21 protein-coding genes are annotated in these 26,519 nt (G+C 57.6%); 12 read left to right on the top strand and 9 right to left on the bottom strand.

What is annotated here, in order from left to right; translation table 11 throughout:
• The first annotated feature begins 8 nt into the window (after positions 1 to 8).
• A complete protein-coding gene (gene queF, locus PHX60_RS05895) occupies positions 9 to 866 on the top strand; it encodes an NADPH-dependent 7-cyano-7-deazaguanine reductase QueF (protein WP_300075778.1) in 858 nt (285 codons plus the stop codon).
• Positions 867 to 892: 26 nt separating this feature from the next.
• Here the strand turns inward: queF and PHX60_RS05890 are convergent, their stop codons facing one another.
• The 4 genes from PHX60_RS05890 to PHX60_RS05875 form a co-directional block, all read right to left on the bottom strand.
• Entirely contained in the window at positions 893 to 2,458 is a 1,566-nt protein-coding gene (locus PHX60_RS05890; RefSeq protein ID WP_300075776.1) for a PAS domain-containing methyl-accepting chemotaxis protein, read from the bottom strand.
• A gap of 36 nt (positions 2,459 to 2,494) precedes the next feature.
• Positions 2,495 to 4,057 carry a PAS domain-containing methyl-accepting chemotaxis protein gene (locus PHX60_RS05885; RefSeq protein WP_300075774.1) on the bottom strand — a complete coding sequence of 521 codons (1,563 nt, stop codon included), beginning with the start codon at positions 4,055 to 4,057 and terminating at the stop codon, positions 2,495 to 2,497.
• Positions 4,058 to 4,176: 119 nt separating this feature from the next.
• Complete coding sequence (locus tag PHX60_RS05880) at positions 4,177 to 5,106, bottom strand: DMT family transporter (RefSeq protein WP_300075772.1); 930 nt, start codon at positions 5,104 to 5,106, stop codon at positions 4,177 to 4,179.
• Positions 5,106 to 7,379, bottom strand: a complete 2,274-nt coding sequence (locus tag PHX60_RS05875; protein ID WP_300075770.1) for a diguanylate cyclase — start codon at positions 7,377 to 7,379, stop codon at positions 5,106 to 5,108. The genes PHX60_RS05880 and PHX60_RS05875 overlap by 1 nt, the downstream gene beginning before the upstream one ends.
• Positions 7,380 to 7,574: 195 nt before the next feature.
• Here PHX60_RS05875 and PHX60_RS05870 point away from each other — a divergent pair, with 195 nt between their 5' ends.
• On the top strand, positions 7,575 to 8,750 hold the full coding sequence (locus tag PHX60_RS05870; protein WP_300075768.1) for an HDOD domain-containing protein: 1,176 nt from the start codon (positions 7,575 to 7,577) through the stop codon (positions 8,748 to 8,750).
• Positions 8,751 to 8,765: 15 nt separating this feature from the next.
• Here PHX60_RS05870 and dnaJ read toward each other — a convergent pair whose 3' ends face one another.
• The 3 genes from dnaJ to grpE all read right to left on the bottom strand — a co-directional run bounded on the left by dnaJ (position 8,766) and on the right by grpE (position 12,622).
• Positions 8,766 to 9,908: a molecular chaperone DnaJ gene (gene dnaJ / locus PHX60_RS05865; RefSeq protein ID WP_300075766.1), complete on the bottom strand. Its 1,143-nt coding sequence runs from the start codon at positions 9,906 to 9,908 to the stop codon at positions 8,766 to 8,768.
• 98 nt (positions 9,909 to 10,006) lie between these two features.
• Positions 10,007 to 11,980, bottom strand: a complete 1,974-nt coding sequence (dnaK, locus tag PHX60_RS05860) for a molecular chaperone DnaK (RefSeq protein ID WP_300075764.1) — start codon at positions 11,978 to 11,980, stop codon at positions 10,007 to 10,009.
• A 93-nt stretch (positions 11,981 to 12,073) separates the two neighbouring features.
• Complete coding sequence (gene grpE / locus PHX60_RS05855) at positions 12,074 to 12,622, bottom strand: nucleotide exchange factor GrpE (RefSeq protein ID WP_300075762.1); 549 nt, start codon at positions 12,620 to 12,622, stop codon at positions 12,074 to 12,076.
• Between the two features lie 245 nt (positions 12,623 to 12,867).
• Between grpE and rpsF the strand changes: the two genes are divergently transcribed.
• From rpsF to dnaB, 5 genes are all read left to right on the top strand, one after another.
• Positions 12,868 to 13,281: a 30S ribosomal protein S6 gene (gene rpsF / locus PHX60_RS05850; RefSeq protein ID WP_300075760.1), complete on the top strand. Its 414-nt coding sequence runs from the start codon at positions 12,868 to 12,870 to the stop codon at positions 13,279 to 13,281.
• A 19-nt stretch (positions 13,282 to 13,300) separates the two neighbouring features.
• Positions 13,301 to 13,591: a primosomal replication protein N gene (gene priB / locus PHX60_RS05845; protein ID WP_300075758.1), complete on the top strand. Its 291-nt coding sequence runs from the start codon at positions 13,301 to 13,303 to the stop codon at positions 13,589 to 13,591.
• 17 nt (positions 13,592 to 13,608) lie between these two features.
• Complete coding sequence (gene rpsR / locus PHX60_RS05840; protein ID WP_044397946.1) at positions 13,609 to 13,890, top strand: 30S ribosomal protein S18; 282 nt, start codon at positions 13,609 to 13,611, stop codon at positions 13,888 to 13,890.
• Positions 13,891 to 13,902: 12 nt separating this feature from the next.
• On the top strand, positions 13,903 to 14,355 hold the full coding sequence (rplI, locus tag PHX60_RS05835; RefSeq protein ID WP_300075752.1) for a 50S ribosomal protein L9: 453 nt from the start codon (positions 13,903 to 13,905) through the stop codon (positions 14,353 to 14,355).
• A gap of 125 nt (positions 14,356 to 14,480) precedes the next feature.
• A complete protein-coding gene (gene dnaB, locus PHX60_RS05830; RefSeq protein ID WP_300075992.1) occupies positions 14,481 to 16,793 on the top strand; it encodes a replicative DNA helicase in 2,313 nt (770 codons plus the stop codon).
• Between the two features lie 4 nt (positions 16,794 to 16,797).
• Here the strand turns inward: dnaB and PHX60_RS05825 are convergent, their stop codons facing one another.
• Positions 16,798 to 17,346 carry a YggT family protein gene (locus PHX60_RS05825; RefSeq protein WP_300075750.1) on the bottom strand — a complete coding sequence of 183 codons (549 nt, stop codon included), beginning with the start codon at positions 17,344 to 17,346 and terminating at the stop codon, positions 16,798 to 16,800.
• A gap of 120 nt (positions 17,347 to 17,466) precedes the next feature.
• Between PHX60_RS05825 and lysS the strand changes: the two genes are divergently transcribed.
• The 3 genes from lysS to PHX60_RS05810 all read left to right on the top strand — a co-directional run bounded on the left by lysS (position 17,467) and on the right by PHX60_RS05810 (position 21,483).
• Positions 17,467 to 19,011 carry a lysine--tRNA ligase gene (lysS, locus tag PHX60_RS05820; protein ID WP_300075748.1) on the top strand — a complete coding sequence of 515 codons (1,545 nt, stop codon included), beginning with the start codon at positions 17,467 to 17,469 and terminating at the stop codon, positions 19,009 to 19,011.
• 18 nt (positions 19,012 to 19,029) lie between these two features.
• Positions 19,030 to 19,683, top strand: a complete 654-nt coding sequence (locus PHX60_RS05815) for a mechanosensitive ion channel family protein (protein ID WP_300075747.1) — start codon at positions 19,030 to 19,032, stop codon at positions 19,681 to 19,683.
• A gap of 108 nt (positions 19,684 to 19,791) precedes the next feature.
• Positions 19,792 to 21,483 (top strand): SulP family inorganic anion transporter, encoded by a 1,692-nt coding sequence (locus PHX60_RS05810; RefSeq protein WP_300075745.1) that lies wholly within the window; start codon positions 19,792 to 19,794, stop codon positions 21,481 to 21,483.
• Here PHX60_RS05810 and PHX60_RS05805 read toward each other — a convergent pair.
• On the bottom strand, positions 21,480 to 23,141 hold the full coding sequence (locus PHX60_RS05805) for a diguanylate cyclase (protein ID WP_300075743.1): 1,662 nt from the start codon (positions 23,139 to 23,141) through the stop codon (positions 21,480 to 21,482). The genes PHX60_RS05810 and PHX60_RS05805 overlap by 4 nt on opposite strands.
• 248 nt (positions 23,142 to 23,389) lie before the next feature.
• Here PHX60_RS05805 and PHX60_RS05800 point away from each other — a divergent pair, with 248 nt between their 5' ends.
• Both PHX60_RS05800 and thrS read left to right on the top strand, forming a co-directional pair.
• Positions 23,390 to 24,358: a chemotaxis protein gene (locus tag PHX60_RS05800; protein WP_300075741.1), complete on the top strand. Its 969-nt coding sequence runs from the start codon at positions 23,390 to 23,392 to the stop codon at positions 24,356 to 24,358.
• 202 nt (positions 24,359 to 24,560) lie between these two features.
• Positions 24,561 to 26,480, top strand: a complete 1,920-nt coding sequence (gene thrS / locus PHX60_RS05795) for a threonine--tRNA ligase (protein WP_300075740.1) — start codon at positions 24,561 to 24,563, stop codon at positions 26,478 to 26,480.
• Positions 26,481 to 26,519: the final 39 nt, after the last annotated feature.

The following is a 26,519-nucleotide window of genomic DNA, read 5'->3' as shown; positions in this document are numbered from 1 at the left end:
CAAATTTTATGTCCAACCACACCAACACCCCTGAATACTCCCAACTGGGCAAGGCCACCGCCTATGCCGACCAATACGACCCCAGTTTGCTGTTTCCGATTGCACGCCGCGATAAACGCAACGAACTGGGCATCAGCGCAGAGCCGCCCTTTTTTGGTGCAGACTTGTGGACGGCGTTTGAGTTGTCTTGGCTCAATCTGCGCGGTAAACCCCAAGTGGCGCTGGCGCATATCACCGTGCCCTGCGAAACCCCCAACTTGGTGGAAAGCAAATCATTCAAGCTCTACCTGAACAGTTTTAACAACACCCGTTTTGCCGATGCCTCCGAAGTGCAAGCGCGCATCCGTGCCGATATCAGCGATGCCGTTTGGCGCGGCAGCGAGCGCGCTGCCACCGTCGGGGTCAAACTGCTGCTGCCCGAACTGTTTGACCGTGAGCCAGTGCATGAACTCGATGGCCTGCTGCTAGACCGGCTGGACATTGAATGCACGCGCTACCAACCGGCACCCGACTTGTTGCGCGCCCAATTGAACGAGCCGCCCGTCAGTGAGGTGCTGGTCAGTCATCTGCTCAAAAGCAATTGCTTGGTGACCGGTCAACCCGATTGGGGCAGCGTGCAGATTGCATACAGCGGCCCCCAGATAGACCAAGAAAGCCTGTTGCAATACATCGTTAGTTTTCGCAACCACAATGAATTTCATGAGCAATGCGTCGAGCGCATCTTTATGGATATTCGCCAACAGTGCAAACCCATCAAACTGACGGTGTATGCCCGTTACACGCGCCGGGGCGGTTTGGACATCAACCCCTTTCGCACCAGCCACCCACAGGCTTTACCACGCAATATACGCACGGCACGGCAATAAAAAGGGCTGGCACGCGGCTGGCATGTTTATGGCAATTGAAACACCGCCAGCGTGCGCCCCAGCACACCGGCGTTGTTGCTCATGGCCGCAGCGGTAGAGGCCGATTCTTGCACTTGGGCCGCATTTTCTTGCGTTACTTGGTCTAGCTCATTCACGGCTTGGTTGACTTGGGCAATGCCTTGCGATTGCTCTTGCGTGGCGGTGCCCATGTGCGCTATCAACTCATTGACATGGGCCACCGATTCGACCACCTGTTGGATGGTTTGGCGCGCAGCATCCATCTGGCTGGCTCCTTGGCCAATTTGGCTGCTGGACTCGTGGATGAGGGCCTTGATTTCGCGCGCTGCCGTGGCACTGCGTTGGGCCAACGCGCGCACCTCGCTCGCTACCACGGCAAAGCCTCGGCCTTGTTCGCCCGCACGGGCCGCTTCTACGGCGGCATTCAGCGCCAATAAATTGGTTTGGAAGGCAATCCCTTCTATCGTGCCAATAATTTGCCCCATTTTGTGCGAGGACTGCTCTATCGCTTGCACCGCTTGGCCGACCTTGGTGACTGCCTGCCCCCCTTGGCGCGCCAAATTGGCGCTGTGTTCGCTTTCGCGCAGTACCTGTTGAGCGGTGTCGGCCGATTGGCGCACCGCGCTGGACAATTGCTCCATCGAGGCGGCAGTTTGCTCTAGGTTGGCAGCTTGGGCCTCGGTGCGCTGGGCCAGTGTTTCGGCACCGTGGGCAATGGTGTCGGCAATGCGGCCAAAGCCGTTGATTTCGGTGCGCGCATCGCCCACAATGGCGCGCAAATTGACTTGTATTTGCTGCAAACGCTCAATCAACAAGGCTGTGGGGTGGCGCTCGTGGATGCGCTTTTCGTGCCCGGAAATGCTACAGCCCGCAATGCCAATCGCCAATTGATTGGCATCGGCCAGCGCCAGCGTAATGCGCCGATGAAAGCGCCAAACGATGATGCCAGAAACTGCAAACACCAGTGCCATTTGCACCAGTTGCCCTGCTGCGCTCTCCGTCCAGCCCATTTGCTGTGGCAACAAAGCGGCCAGCCACAACGGCAGCATCATGCCCAGCAAGCGCTCGGTAAAAGTGGCACGCTGCAAACGCCCTAAGCGGTCGCGCCAGCCGGTGGGGCGCACCCGTCCGGCGTGCAAATAAAACGTGTGCCGCCCGCTGGTGCGCTCTTGTACCACGCGCGCATACAGGGCCTCGGCTTCGCGTATATCTTCGCGCGATGGCTTGGCCCGCACCGACATATAACCCTTGGGTTTGCCGTTTTCCATCAGCGGTGTGACGTGGGCGCGCACCCAATAATGGTCGCCATCGCGGCGCCTATTTTTGACGATACCCACCCAAGTGCGGCCTTTGCCAATGGTGTGCCACATATCCTTAAAGGCTTCGGGCGGCATATCGGGGTGGCGCACCATATTGTGCGGCTGGCCCATCAGCTCCTCAATGGTGTAGCCACTGACGCGCGAAAAAGCCGCATTGCAGTGCGTAATGCGGCCTTTTTCGTCGGTGGTGGACATCAAAAGCTCCTCGCCCGGATAATCAAACTCTTGGGACGTAACGGGTAAATTGGTACGCATAGGGGCAAGTCTTTGGAGTGAGGAGGTGGGGCGCGCTTAATCGAGTCTAAATACTTCTACCGAACGCGACAGCGCCGTAGAGCTATTTTTAAGCGCATCAGCGGCATCAGCAGTATGTTCTACCAAAGTCGCATTTTGCTGTGTTACCAACTCTAATTGCACCATTGCGGCATTGGCTTGGTCAATACCCACCGATTGCTCGGTGGTGGCGTGGCTAATTTGCCGCACCAGCTCACTCACCCGCGACACCGAGGCCACCACTTCGTCGATGGTTTGTCCGGCTTGGGCCATTTCTTGGTTGCCCTCGCGCACCTGTTGGGCTGAGGTGCTAATCAGGGTGCGAATTTCTTTGGCGGCTTGCGCGCTGCGTTGGGCCAGTGCGCGCACTTCGCCCGCTACCACGGCAAAGCCGCGCCCTTGTTCGCCCGCCCGCGCTGCCTCGACCGCCGCATTCAGGGCCAGCAAATTGGTTTGGAAGGCGATGCCCTCAATCACCCCAATGATGTCGCCCACTTGGCGCGATGATTGCTCAATCGCTTGCATGGCTTGGCCCACCCGCTGCACGGCGTGGCCGCCTTGGCGTGCTACGCCAGCGCTTTGCACGCTATCGCCCGAGACTTGCTCGGCGGTTTGCGCGGTTTGGTGGACAGCGCTGGACAGGGTTTCCATCGCCGCAGTGGTTTTCTCTAAATTGTGCGCTTGCGCCTCTGTCCGGTTGTATAAATCGTGCCCGCCTTGCGCGATGTGGTCTGCCGCCTTCATGAAGCCCAAAATCTCGGTGCGTACATCGCCTACCACGGCACGCAAATTGACCTGAATTTGTTGCAGGCTGCGTGCCATCGGTTGCAGAGAGTTGGCAAACTGCGCTACATCGAGTTGGGTACTGAGGTTGCAAGCGGCAATGTCGCGCGCAAAGTTGCCCGCATCGCGCATCCCGCCCACAATGCGCCGCTGAAACCATGTCAGCACCACTGCGCCACCGGCCAGCAGCAGGGCCAATTCTGTGGCCCACGCCAGTGGCCCCTGCCAATCGAGCCAGCGCGGTAGGGTTGCCAGTGCCGCTGTGCCCGACAGCATCAGCGCTAAGGTGGGCACAGCCCCCATTTGTCGCATACGCTGTAACACACCGCGCAAACCGGGATAGACCACGGCACCACGGTAGAGTCTGAAGGTTTGGCGTTGTGCGGCCAAATCAGCACGCAATTGGGCATACAAACCTTCAGCCAAGGCAATCTCGGCTCGGCTGGGTTTGGTACGCACCGACATATAGCCACAGGGCTTGCCCCCCTCCATGATGGGCGTAACGTTGGCGCGTACCCAGTAAAAACCACCGTTTTTGCGCCGATTCTTCACAATGCCCGACCACGGCAGCCCCCGGCCCACCGTGGCCCATAAATCTTTATAGGCTTGGGGCGGCATGTCGGGGTGGCGAATCAGGTTGTGGGGCTGGCCTATCAGCTCTTCGTAGGTGTAGCCACTGGCATCCATAAAAGCTTGGTTGCAATGCGTGATAACGCCCGTGGTGTCGGTGGTAGAGACCAGCATGTTGTGGGCAGGGTAGTCATACTCCTGATCGGTCACGGGCAAATTGACGCGCATGGTGGGGTCTCCTCCTCAAAATGCCCTGCTTTGGGGCTGTATATTTTACAAATAGATACAATTAATTTCGCCATTCCGTCATGGTGGCTGGTATTTTTTTGCACACGCTGGGGCCTGATTTAAGGCCAACAAATCAACACCAGTCCGGCCACCACCAGCAACATTCCGGCTTTTTCTTGCCATGCCAGATGTTCACTCAGGATGCGGCGCGAGACAAAGTAGCTAAACACCACCTCAATCATGCCCAGTGTGCGTACCGGCCCTACGTTCTGTAAAGCATAGGCGGTAAACCAGGCAATCGAGGCCATTGCCCCCATTGCCCCTGTGAGTAAAGACACGCGCCAAGCGCGCCACAATGGGGCCAAGCCCTGCGGACTGCGCCGCGCTACCCAAGCACCCAAACCCACCGATTGCAGGCTTTGCGCCAGCAGCACCCCCCAAGCCCCAGACACCCAAGGCGAGGCAGCATCCAGCGCCAGCGCTCCACCCCGAAAACACACCGTCGCCACGGCAAAGCAGGCACCGCCCGCCAGCCCGTACAAGGCCGAAGGGCTTAGCCAAGCCGACCACTGCAACCACTGGCCGCGCCCCGGCAGCGATAGCGCCACCACGCCCAAGGTAGATAAAGCCATAGCCACGAGGGCCAAGGCAGTGGGCAACTCGTGCAAAAACACAGCTGCAAACAAGGCCACTTGCAGCACTTCGGTTTTGGCCAAAGTGACTGCCACGGCAAAATTGCGCTCTTCCATCGCGCGCAGTAAGGCCGCTGTGGCCAAAATTTGGAATAAAGCCCCCAAGGCAATCCAGCCGACATAGCTGGCACTGAAATTGGGTAACACCCGCGCTGCGGGCAGCCACAGATACAAAACCGCTAAATACAGCAGTGCAAACGGCAGCCCGTACAAAAAGCGCACCAAAGTGGCAGGCAGCGTGCCCAGTTCAGAGGTTAAAGAGCGCTGCGCGGTATTGCGTACCGTTTGCGCCAAAGCGGCCACCAGCACCACCGGCACCCACAGCCAATCGGGCGAGGACGAGAGCAGCGCCGACATCAGGCGGCACGCGGTGTAATGACACTGGGGGGTAGCCCTTCGCCGTGGTAAAGATAAAAGCGTCCGCGCCCGGCGCGTTTGGCGGCATACATGGCCTCATCGGCATGGCGCGCCAGCAATTCAAAGGTGTGGCCGTGTTGCGGAAACAGCGCCACGCCCCCACTGACCCCAATACAGCCGCCCTTGCCAGCGCAACCGCCGCCCAACAAAAACGGCGCATCGCACGTGGAGAGTATTTTGTGGGCGAGTCGGTCGAGGTGGGCCACATCGTCCAGCCCCGGCAACAGCAGCACGAACTCATCGCCCCCTTGGCGGCATACGGTATCCGATTCACGCACCGTGGCTTTGAGGCGTTGGGCAAACTCCACTAGCAATTGGTCGCCTGCTTCGTGGCCCATGCAATCATTGACCTGCTTAAAGCCATCCAAGTCTAAATAAATCACGGCCAGCAAGCGGCCATCGCGCCGCGCTTGCGCCAGTGCATGGCTGGCGCGGTCTTGCAGCAGCAGGCGGTTGGGCAAATCCGTCAGGGCATCGTATTGGGCCAAACGGGCCATGCGCGCGCTCATGGCCAAGGTTTCGGTCATGTCGTGCAGCACCATCACCGCGCCCGTGCGCTGGCCGTGGCGGTCAATAATCGGATTGGCCGATTCTTCTACATCGTAGCGTTGCCCTTGCGTGCCTTGTAGCACGATTCCGCGCGTGGGGCCACAAGAGAGGCCACTCTCTAAGGCTTGGTGCAGTGGACTCGGTTGCAGCAGCAGCCCATTGTTGAGATACAGCGGCACTACTTGGTCAATGTCTTGCCCAATGGCGGCTTCTTTGCTCCAGCCCGTCATGCGTGCCGCTACCGGATTGAGGTAGGTGATTTTTCCTTCGGCATTGGTGCAAAGGACGGCATCGCCAATCGATTTGAGCGTCAGGCGGATGCGTTCTTTTTCTTCAAACAACTCATCTTCCATGCGTTTGCGCTCGCTGATGTCTATCGACTGCACCAACAAGCCGCGCACCGTGCCTTGCTCGATGTCGGGGGTATAAGTGATGTAAGTGTGGCGTTGCTGCCCTTGGGCATCGGTGATGCAGCGCTCAAAGGTTTGGGTTTCACCCTGTAAGGCGCGCTCCAGATAGGGTTGCACTTTGGCGTAACCATCCGGCCCCAGCAAGGTGGACGCAGGCATCCCGCGCAATTGTTCGGGCGTGATGCCAAACCACAGCTCGGTGGCGCGGTTGGCAAAGCGGTTGTGCAAATCGGTGTCCCAATAGCTGACCAAGGAGGGCAGGTTGTCTAAGATGGTTTGCAGGTCATGCTGGGTTTGTTGCAGTTGAGCGCTCATGGCTTGGCGCCGTTCTAACTCGCGCGCCGACAATACGGCCAGCCCAATACAGGCCGCCATCAGCACCAAGGCAAAAAAACCTAGCCACATGGCGCTGCGCCGCCAGTCGGCCAGCACCTCATCAATCGACTGGGCGACGTTAATCACCAAGGGATAATGGGCCACATGGTGAAAAGCATAGGTGCGTAGCACGCCATCGAGTACTGCGCGGTTAGAAAAAGAGCCCTGCGTGGCCGATTGCAAACGGCGCATGTTCTCGGTGCCGGCCAAAGATTTGCCCGTATCTTGGTCGTTGTACGGAAAACGCACCACCACCGTACCGTTGAGCAAAAATAAATTGATGCCGCTGTGGCTCCCCAACTGGGACGAGGCAAACAAATCATTGAAATGCTGTAAGCGGATAAAACCCACCACCACACCCGCCAGATTGCCATTGCTGCCGTTGTACGGGCGGCTCAAGGGCAGTACATACATGCCAGAAAAGGGGCTGTGCATGGGGGTGCCCACATGCAATGCGCTGGCCTGTCCGGCGCGCAGCAGCCCCAAAGCCTCTAGGGCGACACTGGTGCCCGGTGCTGGCTTGCGGGGGCCAGAGGCCATTAACACCTTGCCGTCTAGGTTTAACACCAACACCCCCTCAATGTCAGACATGGCCAAGGAGCGGTCAAACAAGGCGCGCTCGGCCAAGGGCGGTGCCAGTGCCATCACTTGGGCATCTTCTAGGCCACTGACCACCCCTTGCAGCGATTGATCAAAACTGTCTAGCGTATGGTGAATGGCTTGGGCCAAAGTTTGGGCCAAATTGATATTGGTACGGGTGGCAAAATTCCACTGGTCTTGCCGCATCGTCCAGATAGCGTGCATAAACAAGGCACCAATCCCCAATGAGAGCAGCACAGCCAGCAAAATCAGTAAGCGGGGACGGGTCAGGCGACGCACAATGCAGGCACAAAAAAAGTGGACGTAAAGGAGCGGGCATTGTATTGAGCCTGGGCCATCTCTGCTGCCAGCTGCTGGCACTGTGCCAAAACGATTTTTTGATTCGTCTGGTGCAGACTGGTTAGCATAGCCCACTTGTCGCCCTACTTATTAGGAGTTGAGCCTGTGCCCGCCCTGCTGTTCTTGATCCCTGTTTTGCTCGTTCTTGCTGCCTTGGTCTGGTGGAAGTTACGCCCTGCCACCCGCCAGCGTCCTATGGAAGCAGAGCGCTTGCCCCATGACGCACCAGAGGCGGCCGCACCACCCCCCCAACCGCCCACGATTTTGCCGGCCAAGCGCCCAGCAGTGAATGTGCCAGGCTTAGAGAACGCCTTTCCCCACACCAGTCCAGCGTCCAACGCCGGTGCCGTCTTGCTGCCGCCCAATACCCCGCCAGAATTGGCGGCTTTGCACTGGATGCGTGAGCGCGATTTATCGGGTGCGCGGCATAAGGCCCTCATGACGGTGGTGGGTGGTATTCCGCGCCCGCCCTTGTCGATGCAAAAACTGCTAGAACCCGATTTTTTCAACCGCGCTGACCCCGCAGAATTGAGCGAGTTGCTCATGGGCGAGCCACTGATTGCAGCGCGCGTGCTGGCGATGGTCAACTCGCCGTTTTATGGCCTGCCCCAGCCGGTCATGAGCATCGAGCCTGCCGTCACGCTGTTGGGCATGGACACGGTGCGTAACATCTGCCTGCAATACATGCTGGCGCAGGCGTTTCGGCCCGAGCTGGCCTCGGCCCAGCGCTCTTTCGATGCCATTTGGCGTGCCAGCGCTGTGGCCAGCGAGCTGTGTCTGCACTTGGGCAAGGGCTTGAACTTGCCAGAACCGGGCGCACTGGCCACCAAGGTGGTGCTGGTGTTTGTCGGGCATTTGGCGGCGGCTTCTTTGTTGCCGAGCAATGGCGTAGAAGAGTGGCTGATGCTAGACCGCCTGCGCCGCGCCCAATTAGAGCAAGAGGTGATTGGCTTGGCCGCTGGCGAAGTGGCCAGCTTGGTCTTGCACCAATGGGAGCTGCCCGCTGCCTTGGTGCAAGATGTCTCCGCGATTAGCCGCGTGCTGGTCACGCCCGCCAGTGCGGCAGATGCCCAGCACGCGCCCCTGCTGGCGCTGGGTTATTTGTGCGTGGGCTTGGGCGAGAGGTTGGCCTTGGGCCAACTGGCTTCGCTCAAAGCCTACGATTTGGACGCCGATTTAGGCTCGGACAGCTTCCATTTGCGCTCTTACTTTAGCCTTCCGGCGCTGGCCCCATTGCGCGCTGTGCTGAACTCGCCTGAGTTGCACAGCGCCATGCAGCACATCCAGGGCGCTGGGGTGCTGCACCACTAAAACGCCCCCAGCCCCTTAGCTAAAAAAACGCTTGAGCTTGTCCGTCCAGCTCTCGCCGCTGGGTGAATGGCGCGAGCCGCCCTTTTGCAGCGATTCTTCCAGCTCACGTAGCAGTTTACGTTGTTGCTCGGTCAGTTTGACCGGGGTCTCGACAGCGATATGGCAATACAAATCGCCGGGATAGCTCGAGCGTACCCCTTTGATGCCCTTGCCACGCAGGCGGAACTGCTTGCCCGCTTGGGTGCCTTCGGGGATGTCAATCGCCGCTTTGCCCGCCAAGGTGGGTACTTCAATCTCGCCGCCCAAGGCTGCGGTGATAAAGCTGACCGGCACTTGGCAATGCAAATCATCGCCATCACGCTCAAAAATGTCGTGCTTTTTGAGGCGAATCTCAATATACAAATCGCCCGGTGGGCCGCCATTCGTGCCTGGCTCGCCATTGCCGGTGCTGCGAATTCGCATACCGTCGTCAATGCCCGCTGGAATTTTGACTTCTAAGGTTTTTTGCTTTTTCAGCTTACCCTGACCGTGGCAAGACGTGCAAGGCTCGGGGATGATTTTGCCCGTGCCCCGGCAGTGCGGGCAGGTTTGTTGCACGCTAAAAAAGCCTTGGCGCAGTTGCACCGTTCCGCTGCCGTGGCAGGTGGGGCAATTTTTGGGACTGGTGCCGGGCTTGGCCCCACTGCCGTGGCAGGTGTCGCAGTTTTCCCACGCGGGGATGCGAATTTCGGCATTTTTGCCCTTGGCGGCTTCTTCTAGCGAAATCTCCATCGCATAGCTTAAATCGCTGCCCCGATACACTTGGCGTCCGCCCGCACCCCGACCACCCCGGTTGCCTTGGTTGAACATATCCCCAAAAATATCGCCAAAGGCTTCGGCAAAGCCGCCAAAGCCCTCGGTGCCGGGGCCACCGTGGCCGCGATTGGGGTCCACGCCCGCATGGCCGAATTGGTCATAAGCGGCGCGCTTTTGCGGGTCAGAGAGCATCTCGTAGGCCTCTTTGACCTCCTTAAACTTCTCTTCTGCGCCCTTGCTGGCTTCACCCTGATTGCGGTCCGGGTGGTGTTTCATCGCCAGCTTGCGATACGCCTTTTTGATTTCTTCGTCGGAGGCGGTTTTGCCCACCCCGAGGATTTCGTAAAAGTCTCTTTTCGACATGGATAGGTACCCAGTTAGAACAGGAACGCCGCGCCGGACACCCCAGCACAATACAGGGGGCCTGGCGCGGCGGTATGGTCAGCGCAAGCGCTACCCGCTTAGCCCTTCTTGACTTCCTTCACTTCGGCATCTACCACGTTGTCGTCATCGGCAGGCTTGGCGTTGGAGGCATGGGCATTTTGACCTTGACCACCGTGGGCATGGTTGCTGGCACCAGCTTCTGCTGCACCGGCGGCTGCTTGGGCCGCTTGCTCATTAGCGTACATTTTTTCGCCCAGCTTTTGGCTGGCGGCCATCAGGGCCGTGGTTTTTTCGTCAATCGCGGCCTTGTCTTCGCCTTTGAGTGCATCTTCTAGCGCCTTGACTGCCGACTCAATCGCGCCCTTTTCCGAGGCATCGAGTTTGTCGCCAAACTCGGTCAGGCTCTTGTTGACGCTGTGGACAGCGGCTTCACCTTGGTTGCGCGCTTGCACCAATTCGAGCTTGCGGTGGTCTTCAGCGGCGTTGAGTTCCGCATCTTTGACCATTTGCTGGATTTCTTCTTCCGAGATACCCGAGTTGGCCTTGATGGTGATTTTGTTTTCTTTGCCGGTGGCCTTATCTTTGGCGCCAACGTGCAAAATACCGTTGGCGTCAATGTCAAACGAGACTTCAATTTGTGGCACGCCACGCGCTGCCGGTGGGATGCCTTCCAAATTAAATTCACCCAGCAGTTTGTTGCCGCTGGCCATTTCGCGCTCGCCTTGGAACACCTTGATGGTCACGGCGGGCTGGTTGTCGTCGGCGGTCGAGAAGGTTTGCGCGAACTTGGTCGGGATGGTGGTGTTCTTGGTAATCATTTTGGTCATGACACCGCCCAGGGTTTCAATGCCCAAAGACAGCGGGGTCACGTCCAGCAGCAGCACGTCCTTGCGGTCACCCGACAGCACTTGGCCTTGGATGGCGGCACCCACGGCCACGGCTTCGTCGGGGTTCACATCTTTGCGTGGCTCGCGGCCAAAGAACTCTTTTACCTTTTCTTGCACCTTGGGCATACGGCTCATGCCGCCGACCAAAATCACGTCTTGGATGTCCGAGACGCTGATGCCCGCATCTTTGATAGCGGTGCGGCAGGGGGCAATGGTGCGCTCGACCAGCTCTTCTACCAATTGCTCCAGTTTGGAGCGGTTGAGTTTGATGTTCAGGTGCTTGGGGCCAGAAGCATCTGCCGTGATGTAGGGCAGGTTGATGTCGGTGGCCGCCGAGTTGGACAGCTCGATTTTGGCTTTTTCGGCCGCTTCTTTCAGGCGTTGCAGCGCCAGCACGTCTTTGGTCAGGTCAACACCAGATTCCTTCTTGAATTCACTGATGATGAAATCAATGATGCGCTGGTCAAAGTCTTCACCGCCCAAGAAGGTGTCGCCGTTGGTGGACAGCACTTCAAATTGTTTTTCGCCATCGACATCGGCAATTTCGATGATGGAGACGTCAAAAGTACCACCGCCCAAGTCATAGACGGCAATTTTGCGGTCGCCCTTGCCCGCTTTGTCCAAACCGAAGGCCAAGGCGGCAGCGGTAGGCTCGTTGATGATGCGCTTGACATCCAAGCCCGCAATGCGGCCAGCGTCTTTGGTGGCTTGGCGTTGGGCATCGTTGAAGTAGGCTGGCACCGTAATCACGGCCTCGGTCACGGTCTCGCCCAGGTAATCCTCGGCGGTTTTCTTCATCTTACGCAGCACTTCGGCGCTGATTTGCGGCGGGGCCAGTTTTTGGCCGCGCACTTCAATCCAAGCGTCACCGTTGTCGGCCTTGGTGATGCTGAAAGGCATCAGGTCGATGTCTTTTTGGACTTCTTTTTCGTCAAACTTGCGACCAATCAGGCGCTTGGCAGCGTAGATGGTGTTTTTGGGGTTGGTGACGGCTTGGCGTTTGGCCGAAGCACCGACCAAAATCTCGCCATCTTCTTGGTAAGCGATGATGGAGGGGGTAGTGCGTGCGCCTTCGCTGTTTTCAATCACCTTGGTGCTGTTGCCGTCCATGATGGCGACACAGCTGTTGGTGGTGCCCAAGTCAATACCGATGATTTTTCCCATGATTCTCTCTCTTTGTGATGTTGGTGAAATGATTGAATGCGTCTAACGTGTGGTCGGTTGGCGAAGGTTCAAGCCATACCCGCACACTATTTTTTATTTGGGTGCCGTGACTGTGACCAAGGCCGGACGCAAGATGCGCTCGGCAATCACATAGCCCTTTTGCAGCACCGTGACCACGGTGTTAGGCTCTTGGTCGGCGGGCACCACGCTGATGGCTTGGTGAAAATTGGGGTTGAACTTTTCACCCGCTGGCGGGTTGATGGCCACGACTTTGTTGCGCTCTAGCGCCGCAGTGAGTTGGCGCAAGGTGGCATCGGAGCCTTCGCGCAGTTGTTGTGCTGTGGCGTTGGGCAGGGCCAGCGCAGCATCTAGGCTATCGCAGACGGGCAACAGGCTTTCGGCAAAGCTTTCAATGCCAAATTTGCGCGCTTTGGCAATATCTTCTTCGGCGCGGCGGCGGGCGTTTTCGGCCTCGGCCTTGGCGCGCAAAAATTGGTCGGCCAAATCGGCACTCTTGGCCTTGAGTTCAGACAGTTCGGATTGCAAACGTGCCATCTCATCCGAGGCATTGGCGGCCAGTGCGGCCTCAATTTCTTCGGGCGCGGGGGGCGTGGCAGGGGCAGAAGTGTTGTTTTCAGGCATGTCGGAAACTTTGGTAGAAGAAACTGAAAAGAAACTGGTAAAACAGTGGAGCTGCACAGCAGTTGGGGGCAGCCCAAACCATTTCAAGCACTAGCGCACACCTTATGGTGTCGGCATGTGCAGCAAAGCAGGCCCAAGTGTACAAGCTGGCACGCTTGGCGTGGTCTGTGGCTATAATCTCGGGCTTTGCCTTGCCACACCGCTACAGACGCAGTGGGTGGCTCCCTAATCCAGAAGGAGTATGCATGCGTCATTACGAAATCATTTTGTTGATCCACCCGGATCAAAGCGAGCAGGTTCCTGCCATGCTCGAACGTTACAAGGGCATGATCGTCGCTGGCGGCGGTCAGGTGCATCGTGTTGAAGACTGGGGTCGCCGTCAACTGGCTTACCTGATCAACAAGCTGGCCAAGGCCCACTACCTGTGCGTCAACATCGAAGCCGACCAAGCCGTGATGGCCGAACTGGAGCATGCCTTCAAGTTCAACGATGCCGTGTTGCGCCACCTGACCGTGCAAAAGAAGAAGGCGGACACCGGCCCTTCTTCCATGATGAAGACCGTCGAGCGCGAAGAAGCCCGCAAAGCCAGCCAAGCCGAATACGCTGCTGCCGGTGAACGTGGCGAACGCGCTGAGCGCACCGAGCGCGCAGAACGCTAAGCCCACACTTGCCAGCGGAGTGCAAAACCACGTTGCCCTGACGGCCTGTATCACCGAGGCTGAGCCTTTGCGATTCACGCCCGCCGGATTGCCCGCCATTGCCCTGCGTTTAGAGCATAGCTCGCGCCAGCAAGAAGCCGGGCAAGCCCGAGAAGTCAAGGCCAGCGTCAAAGCTGTGGCCTTTGGGCCTTTGGCTGAGCAATTGGCCAAGTTGCCCTTGGGTAGCTTGTGGCAATTCAGCGGTTTTTTAGGCACACCGCGCAATGGCAAGTCTGTCGTGCTGCACGTTCAGGATATTCAACAAAATTAATTTTCAAGAGGTCCGCAATGGCCACGTTCAAGAAATTCAACAAAGACAAGCGCCCCAAGCGCAATACCCAATCGCTGCTGTTCAAGCGCAAGCGCTTCTGCCGCTTCACCGTCACTGGCGTCGAAGAAATCGACTACAAGGATGTGGACACGCTGCGTGATTTCATCGCCGAAAACGGCAAAATCATCCCCGCACGCCTGACCGGCACCCGCGCCATTTACCAGCGCCAGCTCAACACCGCCATCAAGCGCGCCCGCTTCCTGGCCCTGGTGCCTTACAGCGACCAGCACAAGATCTAAGGAGCACAACCCATGCAAATCATCCTGCTCGACAAGGTTGTGAACCTCGGTAACCTCGGTGATCTGGTCAAGGTCAAAGACGGTTACGCCCGCAACTTCCTCATTCCTACTGGTCGCGCCCGCCGCGCTACTGCTGCTGCCAAGGCCGAGTTTGAAGCCCGCCGCGCCGAACTGGAAAAAGCCGCCGCCGAGAAGCTGGCTGCTGCCCAAGCCGAAGGCGAAAAGCTGGCTGGCAAGGTGTTCAAGCTGACGCAAAAGGCTGGCGTAGATGGCCGTTTGTTTGGTTCGGTCACCAACCACGACATTGCCGACGAGCTGAACAAGCAAGGCTTTAAGGTGCTCAAGTCGCAAATTCGTCTGCCCAATGGCCCCATCAAGACCATTGGCGACAACACGGTCAACGTGTCGCTGCACACCGATGTGGTGGCAGAAGTGACTGTGTCGGTGTACGGCGAAACCGCCTGATCGCACTTTGCGCTCTGCACGAACCGCCTTCGGGCGGTTTTTTTGTTTTTTCCGTTCGTTACCCGTTTGTTACCCGTTAGCATCCCCGGCTTGCTCCAAGGAATCCGATGCCTTCTGACCCCTTCATGCCTATGGATGGTGGCTTTGCCCCCTACGAAGACCGCGAGCTATCGCAACTGCGCGTGCCGCCCCACTCCATCGAGGCGGAGTCTAGCGTGCTGGGTGGTTTGCTATTAGACAACAACGCCTGGGACAGGGTGGGCGACTTGTTGGTAGAAACCGACTTTTATCGCCACGACCACCAGTTGATTTATGCTTGCATTGGCAAGCTGATCAACGACAACAAGCCCGCCGATGTGATTACGGTCTATGAGCGCTTGCAAAGCAGCAACAAGGGCGAAGAAGTGGGCGGCTTGGTGTATATCAACTCCTTGGCCCAGTATGTGCCCAGCTCCAGCAACATCCGCCGCTATGCCGAAATTGTGCGCGAGCGCTCTCTTTTGCGTAAACTGCTGCACGCCAGCAACGATATTGCCACCAACGCCGCCAATACCCAAGGCCGCGCGGTAGAAAAAATTCTGGACGAGGCGCAGCAAAAAATCTTCAACATCGGTGAAGAAGGCTCGCGCATGAAGCAGGGCTTCCAGTCCATGGAAAATCTGTCGGTGACGCTGATGGATCGTATCCAAGAGATGGCCGACAACCCCAACGACATCACGGGTGTGCCTACCGGTTTTATCGATTTGGACAAAATGACTTCAGGCCTCCAAGCGGGGGATATGGTGGTGCTGGCGGCGCGGCCCTCGATGGGCAAGGCGCAGCCATTGGACGCACAGGTACGCACCCGTACCGGCTGGAAAGCAATGGGCCAGCTAGAGGTGGGCGACGCGCTGGCTTCGGTGGATGGTCAAGCCTCTGTGGTCACAGGAATTTTTCCGCAAGGGGTGCGACCGGTCTATCGCCTCAGCTTCTCGGATGGGCGTAGCGCCGAAGCTTGTGCCGAACATTTATGGCGTGTGCATTGTCGGCATTGGCCAGCAGCAAAAGTGCTCAGCACCGCCGAAATGATGGCGTTGCTAGAAAAAAAACGTTACCAAGGGCGCTTGTGGATAGATACAGCCAATGGTGATTTTGGCCACCATGATCCCTTGCCTATTGACCCGTGGGTGCTAGGCGCTTGGCTGGGCGCGCAAGGCGGCGCACAGCCTAATCCTTTGCGCGTGGAACTGGAGCGCTTGCGGCTATCCGGTTTGGCCAGTGATGCCAAGTTTATTCCGCGCCTGTATTTGGAAGCCCAGCGGGCTGTCCGCTTAGATTTGCTGCGTGGTTTGCTCGATACCGATGGTTGGGTAGAGCGCTGGGGCAGCGTGCGTTTTTCTACCGCCAGCCACCAATTGGCGCTGGATTTGGCCGAGCTGGTGCGCTCGCTCGGCGGTTGGTGTTCTATCAGCAGCAAAACACCACACTACCGTAACAGCCACGGCCTGCGGGTGCCGGGCTTGCCTGCCTATATTTGCCACATTGCCCATCCGCAGCCACAAGCATTGTTTCTGTTGCCTGAAAAACAGGCACGCTTACCGCTAGAGCGCCAGCGGGCCAAGCGGCTCACCATCAGCAGTATTACGCCAAGCCGCGAAGCACCATGCCAGTGCATTGCTGTGAGCCATCCAGAACGCCTGTACATCACCAATGACGACGTGGTCACGCACAACACGGCCTTCGCTATCAACATTGCCGAGAATGCCGCCCTGCACGAAAATTTGCCGGTCGCCATTTTTTCTATGGAAATGAGCGCCGCCCAGTTGGCGGTGCGGATTGTAGGTTCGATGGCACGTGTCGATCAATCGCACTTGCGTAATGGCCGCGTCACGCCCGAAGAATGGCCGCGTCTGACGGAAGCCATCGAAAGGCTACGCACAATGGGCTTGTACATTGATGAAACCCCCGGCCTGACCCCCTCCGAATTGCGTGCCAATGCGCGGCGCTTGGCGCGGCAATTGGGCGGCAAAATGGGGCTGGTGGTGGTGGACTACCTGCAACTGATGAGCGGATCCAGCGGTGGGCATGGCGAGAACCGCGCTACCGAATTGGGCGAAATATCGCGGGGCTTAAAAATGCTGGCCAAAGAGTTGGGTTGCCCAGTGATTGCCCTATCGCAGCTCAACCGCAGCGTCGAAACCCGCACCGACAAGCGCCCCATGATGTCCGATTTGCGCGAATCAGGCGCGATTGAACAGGATGCAGACATCATCTTGTTTATCTACCGAGACGATTACTACAACAAAGACAGTAAAGACCAAAACATTGCCGAAATCATCATTGGCAAGCAGCGCAACGGCCCCACTGGCACAGTCAAGCTGTATTTTCATAAAAACCAAACCCGCTTTGAGAGCTTGGCTTTAGGGTCTGGCGATAGCGAGGGCTATGACAATTATTAGGCTTTTAACGCAACACGGAAGTTTGCACGTAGCCCAACACCATCACCGCCACTTGCAGCAGCACCAGCAGCACCAGCGGCGCAAAATCGACCCCGCCCACCAGCGGCACCACCCGGCGCAAGGGGCGCAGTAGTGGCTCACTGAGCCGGTAAATAATGTCTGCAATGGGCGAGCGCGTTTGCACCCACGATAGCACCACCTGCACCAGGATGATGCCCGTCATGCCCGTCAGGGCGACCTGTGCCAGCCCACACAAAGCCAGCCAAGGCAACCACAGCCAGCCCGAGCCTGCGCCCAACAACAACCACAACACCAGGTATTGCAACAACTGCACCAGCGCAGCCGCCAACAAGCTGGCCATATCAATACCACCCAAGGGAGGTATGATTTTGCGTAGCGGCAAAATCAGCCAATCGCTCAGGGCAAACACCACCTGCCCGACCGGGTTGCCAAACGGTACGCGCTGCCATTGCATATACAAGCGCAGCAAACAAGCGCCAGACAACAGGCCAGCGGCCACGTCCAGCAAAAAAGAAACAATCTGGTAAAGCATGATGAGAGTCGCAAATTCTGGTGCGCGGGGTGCGCTTAGGCTGATGATAGCCCCAAGCCCATAAAATTAGCGGTTTGGCTGCTCGCAGCCCCATTTTTACGTCCCGCACCGACGGCACCTATGTCTGACCATCTTCACGCCTCTCCCTCCCAAGACGAAAACCAACTCATGGCCGAGCGCCGCGACAAACTGCGCGCCTTGCGCCAATCGCTGCAAGGTAGCAATGGCGTGGCCTTTCCTAATGATTTCAAACCGGCGCACCACGCGGCTGATTTGCAGCAACAATATGCCGACACCAGCGCCGAGGCGCTAGAAGCACAAGCCGTCACTTTGTCGGTGGCCGGGCGCATGATGCTCAAGCGCGTGATGGGCAAGGCCAGCTTTGCCACGGTGCAAGATGGCTCCTTGGGCAGCACCGGTGGCCGCATTCAACTGTACGTTACGCGCGATGCGCTGGGCGAAGAGCTGTATGCCGCCTTCAAACATTGGGATTTGGGCGACATCATCGGTGCCGAAGGCACAGCCTTTAAGACCAAAACCGGCGAGTTGACCATCAAAGTGACGCAACTGCGCTTGCTCACCAAGAGCCTGCGCCCCATGCCAGACAAGTTCCACGGCGTGGCCGACCAAGAAGTCAAATACCGCCAACGCTATGTCGATTTAATGACCGACGAAGCGGCCCGCCGCCGCTTTATTGCACGCAGCAAGGCCGTCAGTGGAATTCGTGATTTCATGGTGCAGCACAACTTCTTAGAAGTAGAAACCCCGATGCTGCACCCGATTCCCGGTGGGGCCAATGCCAAGCCGTTTGTCACGCACCACAACGCGCTAGAGCAGGAGATGTACCTACGCATTGCGCCCGAGTTGTACCTCAAGCGCCTGCTGGTGGGCGGCTTTGAGCGCGTGTTTGAAATCAACCGCAACTTCCGCAATGAGGGTATCTCGGTGCGCCACAACCCCGAGTTCACCATGATGGAGTTCTACGCCGCCTATTGGAACTACCGCGATTTGATGGACTTTACCGAAGCGCTGGTGCGCGATGCCGCCATGAAGGCCGTGGGCACTTTGGAGCTGTCCTACCAAGACCGGGGGGTCGATTTGAGCCAACCCTTCCAACGCCTCACCATCCGCGAAGCCATCATCGCGCACACCGACGCCGGTGACCATGTCGATGATGCCGCGTGGTTGCTGGCGGCACTGCAAAAACTGGGCCTTACTGAGGCCAAACATCGCCTCTCGCAGCGCACACTGGCCGGTTTGCAGGTACTGTATTTTGAAGAGACGGTAGAAGACAAACTCTGGCAGCCTACCTTCATCATGGAGCATCCGACCGAAATCAGCCCGCTGGCGCGTGCCAACGACCAGCGCCCCGAAGTGACCGAGCGCTTCGAGTTGTATATCACTGGGCGCGAGTTTGGCAACGGCTTTAGCGAGCTTAACGATGCCGAAGACCAAGCAGCGCGCTTCCATGCCCAAGTGGACAACAAACACGCAGGCGATGATGAAGCCATGTACTACGACCACGACTTTGTGCGCGCCTTAGAGTACGGTATGCCACCCGCCGGTGGTTGCGGTATTGGCATCGACCGCCTGATGATGTTGCTGACCGATAGCCCCAGCATCCGTGATGTGATTTTGTTCCCGGCGCTGCGCCGCGAACTTTAAGCAAAATACGCTCAGAGTATGGCCAAGCGCAACTGGCAAGACCAATTGCCCGAATGGGCGCAAGATTGGCTGGAAGTCATCATTCCGGGTGGGCAAATTTTGCTCATCTTGCTGGCCGCGTGGGCCTTGCAGCGGCTGGTACTGCGCTTAGTGGACAGGGCTGGTGCCCATTACCACATGCCGTTGGAGTTAACGGTGCCCATCAACGGCTTGTTGCGCTGGACCATTTTGGCCAGTGCGCTGTTGTTGGTGCTGGAGCGCCTAGGGGTCTCGGCCACGGTGCTGTGGACGGCCTTCACCGGCTTTGCCACGGTGGGGGCGGTGGCTTTTTTTGCCGCTTGGAGTGTGCTGTCGAATCTGTTTTGTGCGCTGCTGATTTTTACCGTCGGGCCGTTCAGTTTGGGCGACACCATCGAGCTACTTGATACCGCAGAAAAACCCGGTGCCAAGGGTCGGGTGATTGACATCAATATGCTCTACACCACGTTAGAAGATAGCGCCACGCCCGGCAGCTTTTTGCAAATTCCCAATGCTTTGATTTTTCAGCGCGTGTTGCGCCGCTGGAAAGGCGGACAGGTGCTGGCTACCCCCAGCAGTACGCCAACCGCCGAGGCCACTCCAAACGCACAAGCGCTTGTGCCGCCGGGGCGGGTTGTCGGCAATAGCGACTGATTTTTTTGCTGTTTACACTTTAGCGCTGCTGCCGGGGTCGCGGTTGCCAACATGGGCACCGTTCCCGGCAGTGCTGTCTTTGGCCCAATGGCTTTTTGTGGAGCGTGCATGTCTTGGTCTTTTGCTTTTCGTCCCCGTATTTTGGATGCTTTGCGTGGCTATGACCGCAGCCGCGCCCTGACCGACATCGGTGCCGGTGCCACGGTGGGCATTGTGGCCCTGCCCTTGGCGATGGCTTTTGCCATTGCCAGTGGCCTCAAGCCCGAGGCGGGGCTGTGGACGGCGATTATTGGCGGGGTATTGGTGTCGCTGTTGGGCGGTACCAATGTGCAAATTGCCGGGCCAGCGGGGGCGTTCATCGTGATTGTGTATGGCATTGTCGAGCGCTACGGTGTCGCCAATCTGCTCATTTCTACCGCTTGCGCTGGGGTGCTGCTGTTGGCGCTGGGGCTGTTTCGGCTGGGCAATTTGGTGCGTTTTGTCCCGGTCAGTATCGTGATTGGCTTTACCAATGGCATTGCGGTGTTGATTGCGCTGTCGCAGCTCAAAGATTGGCTCGGGCTGAGCATTGAAAAAATGCCGGGCAATTTTTTCTCGCAGGTGCAGGTGCTGGCCCTGCATATGGATACCGTGAATCTCCATGCCTTGGCGCTGGGGCTGGCCTGTTTGGCGGGCTTGTTTCTGTGGCCGCGTTTGTTTCTGAAAGGCTCGCCGGTGTTGCGCGTGGCCGAAGGGCATACAGTGCGCGCGTTTGCCCGTGTGCCAGCACCAGTGGTGGCGCTGGTCACACTCACGGCACTGGCCTACCTGCTGGAGTTGCCAGTAGAAACCATTGGCAGCCGCTTTGGTGGCATTCCACAACAACCGCCAGCATTTGCGTTGCCGTCGTTTTCTTGGGAGACTGCACGCCTGTTGGCCACCCCTACCCTGACCATCGCCCTGCTGGGCGCGATTGAATCTTTACTCTGCGCGCGCGTGGCCGACCAATTGGCCACCGACCCGCACATCCGCAAGCACGACCCGAACCAAGAACTGATGGCGCAAGGTGTGGCCAATTTAGTAGTGCCGTTTTTTGGCGGTATGCCCGTAACGGGCACCATTGCCCGCACCGTTACCAACCTGCGCGCTGGGGCCACGACGCCGATGGCAGGCATCGTCCATGCCTTGGTATTGGCGCTGATTGTGCTGCTGGCGGCACCGCTGGCGCTGCATATTCCGCTGGCGGTGTTGGCCGGTATTTTGTTGTTTGTCGCTTGGAACATGGGCGAGTGGCATGAGTTTGTGCGCCTCAAACATTTCAGCAACCATTACCGGCTGTTGATGTTGGGCACTTTTTTCCTAACGGTAGTGTTCGATTTGACGGTAGCGGTAGAGGTGGGGCTGGCGCTGGCCTGTGTGCTGTTTGTGCGGCGCATGGGGGCCTTGTTTCGCGCCGAGCTGGTACCTGCCTCGGCCACCGAAACAAGCACCAATACAGGCGCCGCGCCTGCACGGCCTCGGCTGGTGTGGCAACTGCATGGCGCGTTGTTTTTTGGTGCGATGGCCAAGATAGACCCGCTGGTGCAAACGATTGAATCTGGCCCCGCCGGTGCCGAGGTGGTGTTGGACATGAAAGGCTTGTTTGCGCTCGACACCACGGGCTTGGATGGGTTAGAACAAATTCTCAAGGCGGTAGGCTTGCGCGGTGGCGTGTTGCACCTGTACCAAGCGCAAGAACAACCGCGCTCTTTGATGGAGCGCTCGGGTTTTGTGCAACGGGTGACGACGCAAAACGCGCTGTATGAGGCGACGGCCTCTTAGTCCAAGCACCCGAAGGCCACCACCCGGTTGCGCCCTTGTTGCTTGGCTTGGTACAAGCACTGGTCCGCTTGTTCTACCGCCTCGTGTGGGTTTTTATCTACCACGCCTACTTCTTGCGCCCCGAGGCTCAGGGTAATGTGCCCTACTGGCTCTATCGGGGTATTAACCACTGTCTGGCGGATTTTTTCTGCCACCAACAGCGCTTGGTCCAGGTGGGTCATGGGCAGAATAACCATAAATTCTTCACCCCCCACGCGCCCGACCAAATCCACCTCGCGCACCGATTGGCGCAAAGTGTGCGCCACCTGTTGCAGCACGATGTCGCCTGTGGCATGGCCGTGGGTGTCATTGATTTTCTTGAAAAAATCAATATCCAGCATCAGGATGCTGTAAGGCTCATGGCTGCGTTGAAAGCGGAGAAATTCTTCTTCTAGCCGCTCGTAGGTTTGGCGGCGGTTGGGCAGGCCGGTCAGGGCATCGGTGCGGGCTTGCCGGTCTAGTGCTGCATTGAGCTGCTGTAGCTCGGCGGTGCGCTCGACCACTTTGGCCTCCAAAATTTGGTTGTTTTGGGCTAAGGATTCTTTTTGCGCCAACAGGGTGGAATACATGCCTTGCAAGGCATTGGAGAGGCGTTGCAGTTCTAGCGCCTCAAAATTGCCATCGAACAATACTTTTTCTTCGCCGCGTTCAATGCGGCGCGCAATGCTGGTCAGGCGCTTTAGTGGGTGGCTGATGTGGTTGGCCACTAGCCATGCCAACAACAAAAAGGCGATGCCAGCAGCTCCAGAGGCCCATAAAATCACCTGCTGTAAAGCCCACACATCGGTCAAGATAGTTTTTGCTGGCTGGCGTGCCACCACGCGCCACTCTAACGGGGTGGCAGGTACGGGGTTTTGAATGGCCGCACTGGCCGTGAGGTACAGCGTGCCTTGCTCTTGGCCCCAGTTGTGGAAGTAGCCCGTTTCGGGCTGGCGCAGCTGCTCGGGGGTGGGCACTTTCAGCGCGGTGGGGATATTTTCTGGGTAGATGACTTCGTTGTTGCGGTTGACGATGAACAAATCCAAACCCAGTTCTTCGGCATTGCGCGGCCTGACCACTTGCAGCACATCTCCGGCCCACTGCCAATGGGCATGGGCGGCTAATACACCGCGCAATACACCGGCATCGTCATATACCGGGGCGGCAAAATCAATAAACCGAATCGGCTGCCCCTGTATGGGTTTTTGCAGTAGTTTGGCCAACAACAGGGCTTCGTGCAAATCGCCGGTAAAAATGCCAGTGCGCCCCTGTTGAAACCAGGGGCGTTGCGCCACGCTGGCCCGAAGCAGGTGGTTGGAGGTGGCGGCGCGCACTTGGCCTTCGGCATCGGCCAAGCCAATCCAAGAATAATGCGGATAAGACTGTTTTAGCCGCTCTAAGCTGGGGCGAAACTCAGGGCTGTCGAGTGGGGCACGCCGGTAAAGTGTAGTTTGTGCCAACAGCTCTATTTCGCGGCGGCGCTCTACCAAATTCTCTGCGATTACGGTGGCCGCCGAAGCCGTCAAGGCATTGAGGTATTCACGTCGGTCGCGCAGCAGCTGTTCTCGGTACACCTCACTCACGTAGAGGTAGGTTGGCAGACCCACCAGCAAAGACAGCAAGCCAAAAAAAGTCGCCATGCGACTGCGAAATGAGCGGGGTATCAATCCTAAAAGCATGGCTTGGGCTGCGGCCTCTCCAAAAGAGGATGTAGAAAAAAGTATTCTGTTGTTTGGCTGGGGGGCTGCAATGGTAGGCCATCCTCGCAGTCGGTACTGGTGTTAGCCTCGGGCGACGCTGGCTTGGATTTTTCTTTTGTATAGTCATGTAGAAGCACACGCCAGAGCCTAAAATTTGCCCGCGCGAGTCTCCGCGCAAAGGACATGGAATGAAATCTGTACAACACGAGATTGATGAGCGGACCAACCTCACCAGTTCCAACAAGTTTGAGCTGCTGCTGTTTCGTCTAGGAACAGATACTGCACTGGGACAATCGGAGCTGTTTGGCATCAATGTGTTCAAAATCCGCGAGATTGTGGCCATGCCCAGCATCACGCCGATTGCCGGTGGTTCAGCCCATTCTTTGGGGGTGGTCAATTTGCGTGGTCAGGTGATTCCGGTGCTGGATTTGCCCGCTATCGTGGGCTGCAAGCCAACTACGGGTTTGAACATCATGCTGGTGACCGAGTTTGCCCGCACGACGCAAGCCTTTGCGGTCGAATCGGTAGAAGATATTGTGCGTTTGGATTGGAACCAAGTGTTGTCTGCTGAAAGCAGCGGCGCTGCTGGCAAGCTCGTTACCAGCATTGCCCGTTTAGACGGCAATACCGATGGCACGCGCTTGGCCCAAGTGCTGGATGTCGAGGCCATTTTGCAAATGGTCACGCCACAAGAGCAAAGCGCCAATGAATCGCAAAAGCCGCGTTCACAGCTCAACATCAAAAACGGCACCATCATTTTGGCGGCGGATGATTCGTTTGTGGCCCGTACCCTGATTGAGCAAGAATTGCAGCACCTGCACGCGCCTTACGAGATGGTCAAAACCGGCAAAGAGGCTTGGGACAGGCTGCAAGTGCTGGCGGACCAAGCCCATGCCGAGGGCAAAACCATCATGGACAAGGTGTGTTTGGTACTGACCGACTTGGAGATGCCCGAGATGGACGGCTTTACCCTGACGCGCAATATCAAAGGCGATGCCCGCTTTAAGGGGCTGCCGGTGGTGATTCACTCCTCGCTCTCAGGTTCGGCCAACGAAGACCATGTGCGCGGCGTGGGTGCCGATGGCTACGTGGCCAAATTTTCTGCCGAAGACTTGGCCGCTACCTTGCATGGTGTGTTGCCAGCACGGGGCAAGTAAAGGCCGCTGGGTTTTATGGGACAATCGGGGCTTCACTTTCTCCTTTTTCAGTGCAAGAAAGGCACCCCGGTTATGACACCGCGAACTACCACCACGGAGTTTTTTTCTGCCCTTTGAGGGGGCGGCAGTTCGCGCCTGCACCGGTTTTCTTTCTTGTTTTTAGCGCGGCCCCAGAGCCGCGTTTTTATTTTTCTATCGTCCCATGTTGAACATCACGCTCCCAGACGGTTCGCAACGTCAATTTCCCGGCCCAGTGACGGTGGCCGAAGTCGCCGCCTCGATTGGTGCCGGTCTGGCCAAGGCGGCGCTGGCGGGCAAAATCGGCGACAAGGTGGTCGATACCAGCTACCAAATCACCCAAGACAGCCCCTTGGCCATCATTACGGCCAAAGATGCCGATGGCCTAGAGGTGATTCGCCACTCCAGCGCCCACTTGTTGGCCTATGCCGTCAAAACGCTGTTCCCCGAGGCCCAAGTAACGATTGGCCCGGTGGTGGAAAACGGCTTTTATTACGATTTTTCCTATAAGCGCCCGTTCACCCCTGAAGACTTGGCCGCCATCGAAAAGAAAATGAGCGAACTGGCCAACAAGGATGAGCCTATCGTGCGCCGCGTGCTGCCACGCGACGAGGCCGTGGCCTACTTCAAAGGCTTGGGCGAAAATTACAAGGCCGAACTCATCGCCAGCATCCCCAGCAACGAGGATGTGAGCCTGTACCGCGAAGGTGCCTTTGAAGACCTGTGCCGTGGCCCGCATGTGCCCAGCACCGGCAAGCTCAAGCACTTCAAGCTGATGAAGGTGGCCGGTGCCTACTGGCGCGGCGACCACCGCAACGAGATGCTGCAACGCATCTACGGCACCGCTTGGACGAGCAAAGACGAGCTGCAACAGTACCTAACGCGCCTAGAAGAAGCCGAAAAGCGCGACCACCGCAAGCTGGGGCGCGAGTTGGATTTGTTCCACATGGACGAACACGCCCCCGGTTTGGTGTTTTGGCACCCCAAGGGTTGGACGTTGTGGCAGCAGGTTGAGCAATACATGCGCGGTGTTTATCGCCAAAACGGCTACCAAGAAGTCAAAGGGCCGCAGATTTTAGAAAAAACCCTGTGGGAAAAAACCGGCCACTGGGACAAGTACCGCGACAACATGTTCATTACCGAGTCGGAAAAGCGCGACTATGCGCTCAAGCCGATGAACTGTCCCGGCCACATCCTGATTTTTAAGCAAGGCATCAAGAGCTACCGCGATTTGCCGCTGCGCTACGGCGAGTTTGGCCAATGCCACCGCAACGAGCCTTCGGGCGGGCTGCATGGCATCATGCGCGTGCGCGGCTTTACGCAAGACGATGGCCACGTTTTTTGCACCGAAGACCAAATTTTGCCCGAGTGCGACACCTTCACCCAGGTGCTCAAGCAAGTCTATGCCGATTTTGGTTTTACCCATATTTTGTACAAAGTCTCGACCCGGCCAGCGGCGCGTATTGGCTCGGATGAGTTGTGGGACAAGGCCGAGCAGGCGCTGATGGACAGCCTGCGCCATTCGGGCTGCGAGTTTGTCATTTCCGAAGGCGATGGCGCTTTTTACGGCCCCAAAATTGAATACACGCTCAAAGACGCGATTGGCCGCGAATGGCAATGCGGCACGATTCAGGTGGACTTTAACCTGAGCGAGCGCCTCGATGCCGAGTATGTGGCCGAAGATGGCAGCCGCAAACGCCCTGTCATTTTGCACCGCGCGATTGTGGGCAGCCTAGAGCGCTTTATTGGTATTTTGATTGAAGAACACGCCGGTGCGCTGCCCACTTGGCTGGCCCCAGTGCAGGTAGCGGTACTCAACATCACCGACGATCAGGCCGATTATTGCCGCGAAGTGGTGGCCCGTTTGCAACAAGCCTTGCCCCAACAGCCACTGCGCGTCATCACAGACCTTCGTAATGAAAAGATTACGTATAAAATACGCGAGCATTCCATGCAGAAGCTGCCGTTTATTCTTGTCGCTGGCGATAAAGAACGTGCAGCCGGTACAGTCGCAGTGCGCGCCCGGGGTAATAAAGATTTAGGTGTCATGTCGGTCGATGCGTTCATCGAGCTGATCACCCAAGCCGTTGCCACCAAGCAGTGATAGAGGTTCTAAGCAACTTCATCACGGCGCAGTTCTTGT

It is taken from the genome of Giesbergeria sp., from assembly GCF_028686475.1.
Lineage (GTDB): Bacteria > Pseudomonadota > Gammaproteobacteria > Burkholderiales > Burkholderiaceae_C > Simplicispira.
This window is presented reverse-complemented; position numbering and strand designations above follow the sequence as displayed.